Source organism: Flavitalea sp., from assembly GCF_035489435.1.
In the GTDB taxonomy this organism is placed as follows: Bacteria; Bacteroidota; Bacteroidia; order Chitinophagales; family Chitinophagaceae; genus DATHKG01.
Genome location: NZ_DATHKG010000181.1, coordinates 68,195 through 82,064, shown reverse-complemented (window position 1 = coordinate 82,064; position 13,870 = coordinate 68,195). Strand labels below are relative to the sequence as shown.

The window sequence follows — 13,870 nt, the reverse complement described above, 5'->3', positions numbered from 1 at the left end:
CCCTAATATATTTTATGAAAGTGCTTTTTGTTTGCAGTGGCAACAACAAGAAATTAGGTATTGCTCCTTTTATTAAACAACAAGGTGAGTCTCTTATAAAAAAAGGGATTGATGTTGATTATTTTCCCATTGTCGGGAAAGGTATTTTTGGGTATCTGAAGGCGGCCATAAGACTTCGCCTCCATTTGCGACAACGGAGCTATGATTTAATTCATGCGCATTTTGCGCTTTCCGGCTGGACCGCTGTACTCGGAACCAGGAGAGTGCCTGTTGTTTTATCGCTTATGGGTGATGATGCGTATGGCGCTTACATTGGCGTAAATACAGTTCGCATTAGCAGCAGATTATTCACTCTTTTCACTCTGCTTATACAGCCTTTTGTGAAAGCAATCATTTCCAAGTCACAAAACATTGAGAAATATGTATTGTTAAAAAGCAGGTCTTACATTATTCCAAACGGGATTGATATCGAAGAATTCCGGCCGCAGCCATTAATTAATAAGTCTGCACATTTTTCAAAAGAAAAAAGAATTATTCTTTTCCTTGGAAATAAAGCAGAAGTAAGAAAAAATTATCACCTGGTAGAAAAGGCCGTAAATCTGTTGAAACTGCCAGATGTGGAATTAGTCAATCCATATCCTGTAAAACATGCTGATGTGCCTGCTTTGTTATGCGTTGCAGATGTACTTGCGGTCCCTTCGTTGATGGAAGGCTCTCCCAATGTTGTTAAGGAAGCAATGGCATGTAATTGTCCAATTGTGGCTACAAATACCGGTGATGTAAAATGGGTAATAGGAGAAACACAGGGATGTTATATTTCCTCTTTCAACGTATATGAGTTTTCTGCCAAATTAAGATTGGCATTAAATTTTGCAGTAACAAAAGGTAGAACTGATGGTGCAAACCGACTGGTAAAGCTAGGTCTTGATGAAGACTGTATTGCAAAAAAAGTGATCGCCGTTTATAATAAAGTATTAAGGAATGAGTGATGAGCCATGCGTATAAATCCGTGTGCCGGATTTGAGCGACAATTTATACTTAAAATAGTGTTTCGGTTAAAGATTGTGCCATTGTTAAGAAGCCTTAAATAACTCAGGTAATCAATTTTTATTTTTCTAAACTTAAGATCTGTAATGAGAATATTGATCGATATCAATCACCCGTCCCATGTTCATTATTTTCGGAATTTTTATAAGCTTATGGTAGCACGTGGGCACAATGTCTATTGTGTTTCCAGGAATAAGGAAATGGAACATAAGCTTCTTCAATTATACAATATCCCATTCCTGGACAGGGGTAAGGGGAAAAAAGGGAAAGTTGCTAAACTGATATACCTGATCTATGCGGATTTCATGCTTTTAAAGATTGCAAGAAAACTAAAAATTGACCTTTTCTTAAATTTTCTTCATCCTTATCCGTCACAGGTTGCAAAGATATTAAATAAAACCTCCTTAGTGTTTAGTGACACAGAGCATGCAAGACTACATCACAAGCTTACCGTTCCTTTTGCAACGAAGGTCTTTACTCCGGGTTGTTATAAGATCGATTTGGGCGAAAAGCATATCAGGTTCCAGGGCTATATGGAACTGGCTTATCTGCATTCCAATTATTATAAACCTGATCCATCAATAATTGAAATTCTCGGCATCAAAGATTCAGAAAAATTTGTTATTGTGAGATTTGTGTCCTGGAATGCCACCCATGATTTTGGCCATTCCGGTATGAGTTTGCAAAATAAAATAAAGGCAGTTCTTGAATTGTCCAGGTGGGCAAAGGTTTTTATTTCTTCTGAAGTAGAATTGCCAGGAGACCTGGAAGAATTCAGAATAAGTATCCCTTTCAATAAAATGCATGATGCTTTATACTATAGTTCGCTTTTATTCGGTGAAAGCGGTTCTATGGCGTCGGAAGCAGCTATATTAGGCACGCCTGCTATCCGTATCAGTTTTAATCAACTTGGATATCTGGAAGATCAGGAAAATAGGTATGGCTTAGTTTACAATTTTGGCGATAGTGAGCGGGAACAGGAGCTTGCAATTGAAAGAGGCTTAGAAATAATAAAAGACAAATCTGCAAAGAAAGAATATAGCGATAGAAGTGAAAAGCTACGCGGTGACTGTATAGATACAACTGAGTTTATGATAAATGAAGTGATGAAATATGAAGAAAACCCTTCTTCTTATGTAAAAAGTCTGGTCTGAAGTTGAAATATCCTTCAGGCTACACAAGATGTGGCTTTCGTGCTATGTTTCCCGGCGACGGGATACTACAGAAAAATCAAAGGCGGTCTCATCGCTATCGTAACAATTCTTCGAGAACAGCGGAATCCACTTTCGGATTGAATCAGACAATCTTTCTTAAACCCCTCAATTTAGTTTTATGATCAGTGCAAAACCAACAGGCCCTTTAGTCAGCTCAGTAGGAAGTAAACTGTCATTTAACCCTTTAAAAAGAAATAAAAATGTCAAGTATGCATTAATTGCCGGAACCGGCATTATGGCAAAGAAGGTAGAGATGCAATTGATGGCACATAAAGTCAATGGATATGAAATCAAGGGTTTTATTAATTGCACAAATAATGAGGAATGTATTGTTGAACGAAGTATGGTGATAGGAAATTTGCAAAATATAAATGACTTTTTAAAAGATAATGTAGTAGACGAGATAGTTATTGCTTTACCTGGTAAACCAATTCAGAAAATACAAAACATTTTATCAGCTGCGGACTACTATGGAATCCGCGTTAAATACATACCAGGCTATGATGATTTATTCGGTACAGATTATCAGGTTACAAGGTTTGGGCAGATAGATGCGTTAAGCATTCATAAATCGCCCATGGATTCGGTATATGGTTCTTTCTTTAAAAATTGCTTTGATAAAATCTTTGCTGCCTTCGTTTTGCTTTTTCTTTCACCATTACTTTTTCTACTTGTGTTGCTTATAAAAATGGAGTCACCCGGGCCGACTCTTTATTGTCCCATACGGATCGGGAAGGGGGGCAAGCCTTTTAAGTTATTTAAGTTCAGAAGCATGAGGGAAAATGACGAATCATCAGGTGGCAAGCTTTCAACATCAAAAAATGATCCCAGGGTGACCCGTTTCGGAAAAATTCTAAGGAAGTATAGTTTAGATGAACTCCCACAGTTTGTGAATGTTCTACAAGGACACATGAGTGTTGTTGGCCCCCGGCCGCACCGGCGATATCTGAATGAGCAATTGCAGGGTTGTGTAACCAGGTATATGATCAGGCATTATGTGAGACCGGGTATAACCGGATGGGCCCAGGTAAATGGATGGAGAGGTCCAACCGATACAGAAGAGCAAAAAAGACAACGTACCCTACATGATTTATGGTATATAAAACACTGGTCGTTTTGGCTGGATATAAAAATTATTTTATTGACAGTTTTTGGTAAAAAAGCTGGTCACGGTGCTTTTTAGAATTTTTCGCTTTTGTAATAGAAACGTGAATACTCACTTAATTTTTATTTTATGAAAAAGATCTTTTTTTCGTACCTGTGCTGCCTAAGTGCATTTTTTTCTTTTGCACAAAATGATATCAGAATAGCAAGTTCACTGACTTCTTTTGATAATTATCCAGATCTCCGGGATAATCATAATTTAACATACTGGCTGAACAATCTGGGACTCAATACACATGAAGATGACGAGCCGGTTTATAGCGGTGGTCCAGGTTTTCCAATGGGAGTTCCGGGAATAAATGCCAGTCCCAGACCTCCTTTTAATGCTATCACCACACTCGACCCTATCCAGATCGGGGGTATAGATACGCAACATAAGCCCCAGGCAAAAACATGGTGGTATGCGGGGCAATGGTGGTGTGCGCTTCCGCCAACTATCGGAGGGACATGGATATTCAGGCTGGATGGAACTACCTGGACGCCAATATTGCGACTTGCGACGTCTGGCAGCAGAACTGATTGTTGGAATGTCGGCGATCTTGTTCATGTCTTAATGTTTAAAGGTTCAGGCGCTAATGCAATCGCAACTCTGCAGTATGATCCTGCAACCAATACTTATAAAAATTGGGGTGGAAGACCTTCCCCGACAAACGTAACTTTTCCAAGTGGTGTGGAAGCGGCCACACTTACTATAGATGGAACAGGCAGGATGTGGGTGGCCGCAGATGCAGTAAATGACATCCAGGTATGGTGGAGTGATTCGCCATACAATACCTGGAGTGCTTCTATTAACATAGCATCAGGAGTATCTAGTGATGATATCTCAGCAGTTACCAAACTCCAGGGTAAAATCGGTGTTTTTTGGTCAAATCAAAACACGGGTCTTTTTGGTTTTAGGACCCATACCGATGGCGATAATCCTAACACCTGGACCGCAGATGAAAGACCTGCTTCCCAGTCAGCCATTCCAGGCAATCCCCGCATGGCGGATGATCATATGAATTTAACGCTGTCAAGTAATGGTACACTTTACTGTGTTGCCAAAACCAGTTATAACAATGTTAACCTTCCAGAGCTCATATTATTGGTACGTCGTCCGAATGGCACCTGGGATAACCTTTATCCGGTGACGATTGGGGAAGGTAGCCAGGCTATAGTTTTGTTGAATGATGTATTAGGGAAACTCAAAATAGTATACACAAGCCTTTCAAACGGTGGCCGTATTCTTTATAAAGAATCTCCTGTTTCCAACATCTCTTTTACTGCTCCGACAGTATTAATGGGTGGCCCGTCAGCAAACTATAATTTTTCATCCAGTACCCATCAAACCTATAACCCTGACGTCGCAATCGTGGCAACTGACCAGGGAAGCCCCCGGCAGATAGTGAGCGTATTGGCATCAGATGGTCCACCGGGTGATGTAACTCCTCCATCAGTTTCAGGTATCCCTCGTTCTTCACCGACAACACAAAATACAACTGCGACGACAGTGGTCTTTGCCGTCAACTTCTCCGAATCGGTAACTGGCGTAAATGCATCAGATTTTACAGTGACAACCGGGGGAACAGCTGCCGGCAACATCAGCAATGTGTCGGGTTCCGGAGCGGCATATACTGTTACTATTAACAATATCACAGGTACTGGTAGTTTGCGGCTCGATCTGAACGCAAGTGGAACCGGTATAGTAGATGGGGCCAGTAATCCCATAACGGGTGGCTTTACGAACGGAGAAACCTACAATGTTTCACCCGGTGATTTTACCTCACCATCAGTTTCGAATATACTTCGCTCTTCACCTACGACACAAAATACCACGGCGACAACGGTAGTCTTTGCGGTCAATTTCTCCGAAGCGGTCAATGGAGTGGATGCATTAGATTTTACACTGTCAACCGGGGGAACAGCCGCTGGTAGCGTCAGTGGTGTGTCCGGCTCCGGAGCAGCATATACTGTTACTGTCAGCAATATCACAGGTACAGGTAGTTTGCGGCTGGATCTTAATAGCAGTGGAACCGGCATTGTAGATGGGGCCAGTAATTCAATCACTGGAGGCTTCACGAGCGGAGAAACCTATAATGTTTCACCAGGTGATGTAACGCCACCATCAGTGTCAGGTATACTTCGTTCTTCACCGACCACACAAAACACTACGGCAACTACAGTGGTCTTTGCAGTTAACTTCTCTGAAGCGGTCAATGGAGTGAATACATCAGACTTTTCACTAACCATCGGGGGAACAGCTAATGGAATCATCACCAACGTTCTGGGGGTATGTGCTAATTATACTGTAACAGTTACATCCCTTACCGGAACCGGCACATTGCGCCTGGATCTCAAGAATAATGGAACAGACGTTGTTGATGCTTTCGGTAACCCGATAACAGGTGGGTTTAGTTCAGGCGAATTCTATATTATTGACCCACCCCAGCTGGCTGGCAGAGCCAAAATAAAAAATACTTCTATGGCCAGAAGTGATCTAACAGCTAAAAGCATAGAGGCAACGGTTTTTCCAAATCCATTTTCTAACGAAGCTACTTTCAGGTTCACATTGCCACAGACTGAGAAATACTCTATTAAATTTTATAACAGTAGTGGTGCCCTGATATCCCAGGTTGATGAAGGTACGGCCCATGCCAATGTCGCAAAGAATGTCAAAATCGATGGGACTCGCCTGGTGGCAGGATTGTATATGATAAGTATACAAACCGGTAATGAAACAAAAGTCTTAAAAGTGGTGAAAGAATAAAGTTGAGACTGTTATTGCATCCGGTTCAACTGTTTATCCTGGCATAAAAAAATCGGGATTGTACAAATAAAAGAGGCTGTCTCAAATCTAAATTGAGACAGCCTTTTTTAGTGCGCCATGCATGGCGATAAACTTGACGGTGCGAGTCCGTTATGGGGGTTGGTAATCACCAACCATTAGCCAAGAGCAAGGGTGTCCACCGCGAGGTGGAATCTGAAGGAAGCTTCGAGGCAAAGTTCCGGCGCGAGGAACACTAACACCATCAGGCAGCCGTTGTGTGGATGAGCTTGCTAAACAAAGCGAAGTCCAAAGATTACACGGACATAACGATGTAAATGGCGCGTGTATATGGAATGAAGGTTTATCGTCTTACCATGGGAGATCTCACAGACGCGTGAAAACAATATGTATGAAGCGCGGTTGAAACAAGATTTGCTGTGAGAAGTCAGCCGAGGCCATAGTACAACATGCGACATATGTTGGAAGGGCTGAACCTTAAGAAGTAAGCAGTAAATGAATGTTACCAGATGCAAGGTAGAAAGCAGCAAATATCGCAAGATAGCTACCTACAGAAAAATAGGGCGGAACCCGAAGACTATGTGGGTACCGCAGAAGACTTAGGATGGTGTTCTGGAAACAGTGGAAACGAACGAGCACCAAACAAACCAATCTCGTCAAACTTGGCATAGCCAAGTCCAAAGCCTGGGAGTATGCGAATACGAGGAAAGGCTACTGGCATATTGCCAATAGTTGGATCCTGTCTACGTCCGTAACTAATGAGCGGCTCAGAGAAAGGGGATACTTGTTCCTGACGGACTGTTACCTGGATGCAAGGTAACTAAATTAAGGAACCGCCGTATACCGAACGGTACGTACGGTGGTGTGAGAGGAAGATAGCGGACTGAAAGTCCGCTATCTTCCTACTCGATTGTTTTATTATGAAGTTTTTATTTCACAAAAGTGAAACTAATAGTGTATGGCGTACCTGCTGTACCGCCGCCGTTTGCTCCGGAATAAGGAGTGGCTTTAATAGTGTATTTGCCTAATGCTGGTGGATTCCAATTATCAAAAAAGTAGTTGCTTTTTCCATCATCACCATGCAAAGAAAAAGGAAGGTTGCTGTCGCTATATTGTTTTGTTTGCGTACCGCTTAATTCAAATTTCACACTTCCTACAGTACCAGATGTGTTTGCCCGGATGTTCAATTTATCAACATCGATTGTTGCCAGACTGATGGTAGCTCCATTTGCAATAGTACTGATATCTTTTTCTGTATGAGCACTAACTAAAGTAAAGCCTGTAATAGGAGATTGACCAGGGGTTGGAGTTGGTGTCGGGGTTGGCGTTGGAGTAGGAGTAGGCGTAGGAGTAGGAGTAGGTGTCGGAGCTGGTGTCCCAGATGAGCCGCCGTTAGGAGTTGGCGCCATTTCCCCTAAAGTTGCGTTTTCATTGCCCAATCTTATGTCATCAAAAAATAAAACTCTTTTGCTGGTCTCAGTTGTTTGTGAACCATTCCAGTTTGATTTATAGATTCCAATTTTCCACTCAGGATTTGTCAGGCCACTTTCACTGCTCAATTTATACATATTAGAGCCGGATCGGTTGATGATTTGTTGTCCGTTAAGCCATAATTCAACTAAGCCATCTGAACCACCTGAATGCTTTACATGAAAAACAAAAGTTAACCACTTGTCTTTAGTAACCGGTCCCAGATCAATCTTCTCAGAGGTGCCTTTGTATGTAGGGATGATATTCAGGCGGAAACGATCATCTTTAATCCGTAAACTGATCGCGCTGCTAGTTCCGTGTTCATGTTGCTTCCATTGTCCTATTAATTCATCTCCTGAATCAGGTTTGAAATCAGACGAAGGAAAATAAGCTGCAAAACTATACCAACGATTCAGGTTCGTAGCAACCGGGAACACAACTTCTGTACGAGTGCCGCCATTGTTTTCAGGATCAGTATCCCTTAATTCAAAACGTCCGGTTTTGCTTCCTTGAAATACGGGGCTGCTGGCTACAGTGAAAGCATATGATGTTTCAAATTGTGTATTCAGATTCGCGAAGGGGTTGCTGCCTTCAAACGTTTCACTGTACAAAATGTTTTTACTTAGAGATGTTGCACTTAAAGAAGAGATGGCTGTTTCATTTTCTTCGCTAGAAAGTGGTTCCTGTAGATCTGCTTTGTTACACGAAAATAAGACTGATAATACTAGCATTGGCCCAAGCATAGGCATGACTTTGCAAGGCAATTTCCTGCATTTTTTCATTGAAATTGGATTTTTTTGTTAAGAAATTGAATTTTTGTGGTTAAGTGGATTCTAATGATTAACTAAATAGTTTTTGTGTTTAACTGAGATGATTTTTTGTTGGTAAGCAAATAGATGTTATATATAGTCGCGGAGTAAGCCTGCCTGTGGAATTTATCGTCAATCTCTAACCGAATCGCCTTTCTAAAATATCTTCAGACTTTTTGCAAATATGGTGCCATAGAGACCAATGATTGACAAACTTGATTACAATCACTGTCAAACTTGATTTCGATCACTTCTAATCTCTTTTCTTTTTGAAAACTGTTGCTCTCTGCCTCTTTCTGTTGCTCTCTGCCTCTTTAAATGAAAAAAAAGAAATAGTTTTTTTTAGTTTGGAGGAACCGTAAATTTATTATATAGGATTACTTACGCTAAACGATACGCTAAATTGATTACAGAGATATGCTCTTAAGCTTTGGCTTTAGAGAACATGGAGGATACGCTAAACTACTAACGGAGTTATGCTCTAAAGTCCTTGGCTTTAGAGAACATGGAATAATAGATATTAAATAAAATATTAGATATTAATGTGCCTGACATATAATCTTAAAATTCCCAGGGGATTGACTGAAATCAATTATTATCGCAGTTGATGCAAATGTTCTGCTTATAACAGGATTTATTCTTTCAGCTTCTGGTAAATGCAACTTCTGGTAAATGGGTTTCAGAACCAATGAATTTTTTCACCGATTTTTGCTTGTAAATTGAAAAGATGGAAATTCTAAAGCATCCCTGGCCCTGGTATGTAGCCGGGCCAATCATAGGCTTAATAGTCCCCGCATTGCTTATACTGGGGAACAAACATTTCGGTATCTCTGGAAATTTCCGGCATGCATGTGCAGCATGTTTTCCTGCCGGGATCAGGTATTTCAAATATGAGTGGAAAAAGGAAATATGGAATTTCTTTTTCGTGGGAGGAATATTGGCCGGGGCAGTCATAGCTGTATCAATGCTAAATAACCCGGCACCTATTGTTGTAAATCCAAAGCTTGAAGCAGAACTCGCAGCTTATGGTATCAATGATTTCAGTTCAATGGTACCCAGGCAATTATTCAATTTTGAATCCCTGTTTACACTAAGAGGTTTCATCATGCTGGTTCTTGGGGGATTTTTAATTGGCTTTGGAACAAGATATGCAGGCGGCTGTACCAGTGGTCATTCAATTACAGGTTTAAGTGATTTGCAGTTTCCTTCCCTGGTTGCTACCATTTGTTTTATGATTGGAGGTTTTACTATGTCTAACCTGCTACTGCCATATATTCTGAGTTTATAAAAAATATACTGAGTTTATAAAAAGGACCAGGAAAATAATATTTCAACGATGGATAATTTTGAGACCTATATGCCCACAGAACTTAAATCCACACCGGTGGGTATTGCAAAGGAGATTGCTGAGACAGATTTTGAAGTGCGATCCCTGGACACTATTTGTTTGAATGAATCTGAAAAACAACATCCCCTGTGGTATAATTTAAAATACTCCATGGTAGGTATCATATTTGGAATAGTATTCGTGAAAGCAGAGATTATTTCCTGGTTTAGAATACAGGAAATGTTTAAACTCCAGAGCTTTCATATGTATGGAGTGATAGGAACTGCGGTTTTAACCGGTATGCTGTCGGTTGCATTAATAAAGAAATTCAATATAAAAACCATCTATGGTGAACCGATCCTTTTTCGGGCAAAAAAGTTTAACAAGGGCCAGGTAATCGGAGGTTTAATGTTTGGCTTGGGCTGGGCGATGACAGGGGCTTGTCCGGGGCCATTATTTGCACAGATTGGCATAGGAGCATTTGTGGTTTTTGTTATTATTCTTAGCGCTATTGCCGGTACCTGGACTTATGGATTTTTCAGAGAAAGGTTACCGCACTGACAGGAGAGTAGTTTTATGTACCAGGAGGCAGTAAATGTTTATTTGATTCTAATCTAAAATCGAAAACATTGTTTCAGGGAGTACTAGATTCAATTTTTTTTCCGGCCATCTTTCTGGCAATACTGATATGTTTTATCGCAATTGGTTATCTTTTATCAAAACGACTTGTTGGAAACCGTCAGGAGAATTGGCATACTGCGGGGTTATTCAGCGTGATTATTAGTTTCTTTACCCTGGTGTTGGCTTTTACATTATCATCATCCTCAAATTCGAATAACGAGCGGTCAAGGTTTTTAACCGAACATAGTAACACGATTGCAAACCTTTATAGGAGCAGTCTTAGTTTCCATGATTCCATTCGCAAGGCTGTCAAAGATTATACTATCGAATGGCTCGAAGTAAAAATTCAATCATCTTACTTACACGGTGCGGCAAGGACTGCGTTGGATGAAAATCTTTTCAACTCAATGAAGCAAATTTCAGAAAGATGTCGGCAATTGTGCGATCAGGTTCTTCGTCTGCCGAACAGGCGAGGCAGGTGATAACACAACAGGAAAAAATTATTGAACTGGATAACAATCTTCATTTTAGCAACCAGGAAAGAACGCCGGTGGGAGTGATGTTATTGCTTTTATTTTGAGGATGGGCAGTTGGATTTTTGATTGGATTTTCAGCTTTTTACTTTCGGCAACATTATTTTATCGGGCCGGTAATCTTTCTTGCGCTTTCGAGCCTGGCTGTAATTGTAATTCAGGACATGGATAACCCACATACTGGTTTTATCAAACCTCCTTATGAGTCTTATGTCCAGGTGTTGAATATGATTAAGACTGATTTATAACTATTTTGCTTTGCATGGTAGTCATAGCCGGAGGCCCTTCTGCAAATTTTTATATTAACGGAGTGTTTCCTTATGGAAGGTTTTCCAGGAATGCCAGAATTCCTGGTAAGACTGAACTTTCCGTAATTTTTCCCCTTTGGAGATACCATCAAGGCTTTCGCCGGATAGATTCCAGGTAGATCCATCGTTATCCTTCATCTGATCAAATCCTGATTTCTTAAAAGAAAGCACTTTGCCTTTTACTGTCCTGTCAAAAGCATGAAATGAAGCAGTATCGTTTTGAAGGGTTAATAAAATCGGCAGGCCTGGTAATGAATCTGATATTATCTGGTTTTTCACCAATTCGTTCCAGTCATATGCTTTCGAAGTTTGATCATGACTTACTCCTATAACCCATGACTTCGGCATCCAGGAAGCAGAGTCTCTTTTTGTGAGACTGCTTTCTCCATTGCCCCTATCATATCTCACCAATTGCTCATATTTTGCTGCAAACGTTTTATCAGGTTGCATCACTAGTGAATTGGGATATTGTATCAACCATGTATTTAAGGATGCCTGCTCTGAAGGCAATTCTTTTAAAGTTGTTCCTTTTAAAGGACCTGCGATAGAAACCCCTGTAGCCTGCTGCCACCAGCTTTTGGTTGAGGCATCTTCAAACATAGCATTGAAATGATCCATACCTACAAGCCTGAATTCTTCGGCCTTACCGTTAACAGCCGGGCTGAAAGCCCGACCAGTTCTGCATACCGTACAATAAGTTATCATAACCTGTGTGTTACCAATTGAATCTCTCACCTGGTGATGATAGCCGATCAGTTGTATTGGGTAAGCTTTTGCTTCGCCATTTATTTCGACACCAATAACAAGTTTATTTCCATCGATCTTATTTGTGCCTGCAGCGCTAAACGTTTTTTGTTCCGGCTGATAAAACATTTTATCAGCTTCAAAACGAAAATTAATAAAGAAGAAAATCACTGCATATAAAATCATGAACAGTGAGAAAACTACTTTAGCCCGGGTCCTGCCGTTTTTAAAAAGACCAATTGCTGGAAAAATTATCAGCAGCAAAGCAATAATTCTTAACCAAAATACATTCCTCCCTAACCAGTAAGCAAGTGAAATAGTGTCTGATTGCTGGCTGCCCGGAAATGGCATAATAAAATAGACGCGCAGTGTTTCTATTGCAAATAAAAGCAGCAGCCCCGTTACAAGCAGTAAAGGTTTCATCAGGGTTTTTTGAATGATATAATGGTGAATAAAGGAACAAAAAACCTATTGGGATTTTGCTATGTAAGTCGAATATACATTTTCTTTTAGAAGGGAATTAACTCCATCGTGTTTAAATTTGATGCATTCATCCAACTAAAATCAAATTACTATGGAACAAAAATATGATGACCAGCTAAGACATATTTACAACCTATTCAATGCAAGGGATATTGATTCAATTCTGGTGCATGTAGATAAGAACGTGCATTGGCCAAACGGTTGGGAAGGAGGTTATGTAAATGGACACGAAGAATTGAGAGACTACTGGACAAGACAATGGATAGAAATTGACTCTTTTGTTGAACCCCTGGCAATCAATCTTAAACAAGACGGAAAAATTGAAGTCGAGGTTCACCAGCTCGCAAAAGACAAGGCAGGTAACTTGTTATTTGACGGAAAAGTAAAGCATATTTATTCTTTTCAAAATGGATTAATCAAAGGCATGGAAATTGATAAGAATTAATGTGAAGGTTGTTTTTTGGCTTAATGCTAACTTTAATAGAATTGCCGGCAACCGGATTAAATAGTATATTTATTGTGCATTCCCGTTATTGACGCCTGCCCGATGATTGCTCCTTCCGCACTCCATTCGTCATAATTAAATTTATTACAATGAAGTCCTCATCCCTTCTGCCTGCATCCTTGCTGGGCACCTTTCTCTTCTGCATGATTTCCTGCGGAGATCAGACCGAACAGAAAGACAACGAAACCGCTGACTCTGTCGGCTACGATTCTGCCAGTAGTACCGCTCTAGCAACTCCCACTTCCACTTTTGTTACAACGCCGGAAACCATGATGTTCGTGATTCAGAAAGTCGCGGATTACGACAAATGGCTGACTGTTTATGAAGAGCATGACTCTGTCCGGTTGGCAAACGGAGTTCATAATTATGTGATTGGTTATAGCACCACTGATCGAACCAGGATTTTTGTGGCATTGAAGTCGGACCAGGTAGACAAGGCAAAAGCTTTTGGTAAATCCGCTGATCTGAAACAGGCTATGCAAAAAGGCGGCGTGAAAGGATCCCCCAAAATAAATGTTTACAATATAACTTTCCAGGACACCGGTAAAATCAGTACAAACCTGCGATCGCAAACTACCTTTTCAGTAAAGGACTGGGATACCTGGCAGCGAAAATTTGACAGTTCGCGCCATATCAGGGTGGACAACGGCCTTGTTGATCGCGCTTATGGCCACGATGCCGACAATAACAAAAAGGTGACCATTGTTGTAGCAGTAATTGATACTGCCAAAGCTTATGCTTTCTGGAAATCGGACCAGATAAAAGAATTACGAAAAAACTCGGGGGTCATTGGAGAACCTGAGCGTTTTAATTTCCGTATTGTAAAGCGGTACTAAACCAAACACTGCTGGTTCAGAGATGTAATTTTTTATGTGTAACAC

Annotated in this window: 11 protein-coding genes; 9 read left to right on the top strand and 2 right to left on the bottom strand. The window is 40.6% G+C overall.

Annotated features, from left to right (window positions below):
• Positions 1 to 14 precede the first annotated feature (14 nt).
• The 4 genes from VK664_RS28865 (at position 15) to VK664_RS28850 (ending at position 6,171) form a co-directional block, all read left to right on the top strand.
• Positions 15 to 989: a glycosyltransferase family 4 protein gene (locus VK664_RS28865; protein ID WP_461402211.1), complete on the top strand. Its 975-nt coding sequence runs from the start codon at positions 15 to 17 to the stop codon at positions 987 to 989.
• Positions 990 to 1,133: 144 nt separating this feature from the next.
• Entirely contained in the window at positions 1,134 to 2,201 is a 1,068-nt protein-coding gene (locus tag VK664_RS28860) for a DUF354 domain-containing protein (protein WP_461402210.1), read from the top strand.
• 178 nt (positions 2,202 to 2,379) lie between these two features.
• Entirely contained in the window at positions 2,380 to 3,444 is a 1,065-nt protein-coding gene (locus VK664_RS28855) for an exopolysaccharide biosynthesis polyprenyl glycosylphosphotransferase (protein ID WP_461402209.1), read from the top strand.
• 51 nt (positions 3,445 to 3,495) lie between these two features.
• Complete coding sequence (locus tag VK664_RS28850) at positions 3,496 to 6,171, top strand: T9SS type A sorting domain-containing protein (protein WP_461402208.1); 2,676 nt, start codon at positions 3,496 to 3,498, stop codon at positions 6,169 to 6,171.
• Between the two features lie 947 nt (positions 6,172 to 7,118).
• On the opposite strand, the gene VK664_RS28845 is transcribed toward VK664_RS28850, so the two are convergent.
• A complete protein-coding gene (locus tag VK664_RS28845; protein ID WP_461402207.1) occupies positions 7,119 to 8,390 on the bottom strand; it encodes a polysaccharide lyase in 1,272 nt (423 codons plus the stop codon).
• A gap of 805 nt (positions 8,391 to 9,195) precedes the next feature.
• On the opposite strand from VK664_RS28845, the gene VK664_RS28840 reads away from it, so the two are divergent.
• The 3 genes from VK664_RS28840 to VK664_RS28830 all read left to right on the top strand — a co-directional run bounded on the left by VK664_RS28840 (position 9,196) and on the right by VK664_RS28830 (position 10,996).
• Positions 9,196 to 9,756 (top strand): YeeE/YedE family protein, encoded by a 561-nt coding sequence (locus VK664_RS28840; protein ID WP_461402206.1) that lies wholly within the window; start codon positions 9,196 to 9,198, stop codon positions 9,754 to 9,756.
• 48 nt (positions 9,757 to 9,804) lie between these two features.
• Positions 9,805 to 10,356: a DUF6691 family protein gene (locus VK664_RS28835; RefSeq protein WP_461402205.1), complete on the top strand. Its 552-nt coding sequence runs from the start codon at positions 9,805 to 9,807 to the stop codon at positions 10,354 to 10,356.
• Between the two features lie 487 nt (positions 10,357 to 10,843).
• Complete coding sequence (locus VK664_RS28830; RefSeq protein WP_461402204.1) at positions 10,844 to 10,996, top strand: hypothetical protein; 153 nt, start codon at positions 10,844 to 10,846, stop codon at positions 10,994 to 10,996.
• Positions 10,997 to 11,251: 255 nt separating this feature from the next.
• Here the strand turns inward: VK664_RS28830 and VK664_RS28825 are convergent, their stop codons facing one another.
• Positions 11,252 to 12,424: a DUF3179 domain-containing (seleno)protein gene (locus VK664_RS28825; protein ID WP_461402202.1), complete on the bottom strand. Its 1,173-nt coding sequence runs from the start codon at positions 12,422 to 12,424 to the stop codon at positions 11,252 to 11,254.
• A gap of 151 nt (positions 12,425 to 12,575) precedes the next feature.
• Here VK664_RS28825 and VK664_RS28820 point away from each other — a divergent pair, with 151 nt between their 5' ends.
• Both VK664_RS28820 and VK664_RS28815 read left to right on the top strand, forming a co-directional pair.
• Positions 12,576 to 12,929 carry a nuclear transport factor 2 family protein gene (locus VK664_RS28820; RefSeq protein ID WP_461402201.1) on the top strand — a complete coding sequence of 118 codons (354 nt, stop codon included), beginning with the start codon at positions 12,576 to 12,578 and terminating at the stop codon, positions 12,927 to 12,929.
• A gap of 149 nt (positions 12,930 to 13,078) precedes the next feature.
• Positions 13,079 to 13,825 (top strand): hypothetical protein, encoded by a 747-nt coding sequence (locus tag VK664_RS28815; RefSeq protein WP_461402200.1) that lies wholly within the window; start codon positions 13,079 to 13,081, stop codon positions 13,823 to 13,825.
• Positions 13,826 to 13,870 lie beyond the last annotated feature (45 nt).

Excerpts from the sequence above, each read along its gene's own strand:
- VK664_RS28865 (WP_461402211.1), top strand. The coding sequence starts at position 15 with ATGAAAGTGCTTTTTGTTTGCAGTGGCAACAACAAGAAATTAGGTATT.
- VK664_RS28860 (WP_461402210.1), top strand. The coding sequence starts at position 1,134 with ATGAGAATATTGATCGATATCAATCACCCGTCCCATGTTCATTATTTT.
- VK664_RS28855 (WP_461402209.1), top strand. The coding sequence starts at position 2,380 with ATGATCAGTGCAAAACCAACAGGCCCTTTAGTCAGCTCAGTAGGAAGT.
- VK664_RS28850 (WP_461402208.1), top strand. The coding sequence starts at position 3,496 with ATGAAAAAGATCTTTTTTTCGTACCTGTGCTGCCTAAGTGCATTTTTT.
- VK664_RS28845 (WP_461402207.1), bottom strand. The coding sequence starts at position 8,390 with ATGCTAGTATTATCAGTCTTATTTTCGTGTAACAAAGCAGATCTACAG.
- VK664_RS28840 (WP_461402206.1), top strand. The coding sequence starts at position 9,196 with ATGGAAATTCTAAAGCATCCCTGGCCCTGGTATGTAGCCGGGCCAATC.
- VK664_RS28835 (WP_461402205.1), top strand. The coding sequence starts at position 9,805 with ATGGATAATTTTGAGACCTATATGCCCACAGAACTTAAATCCACACCG.
- VK664_RS28830 (WP_461402204.1), top strand. The coding sequence starts at position 10,844 with ATGTCGGCAATTGTGCGATCAGGTTCTTCGTCTGCCGAACAGGCGAGG.
- VK664_RS28825 (WP_461402202.1), bottom strand. The coding sequence starts at position 12,424 with ATGAAACCTTTACTGCTTGTAACGGGGCTGCTGCTTTTATTTGCAATA.
- VK664_RS28820 (WP_461402201.1), top strand. The coding sequence starts at position 12,576 with ATGGAACAAAAATATGATGACCAGCTAAGACATATTTACAACCTATTC.
- VK664_RS28815 (WP_461402200.1), top strand. The coding sequence starts at position 13,079 with ATGAAGTCCTCATCCCTTCTGCCTGCATCCTTGCTGGGCACCTTTCTC.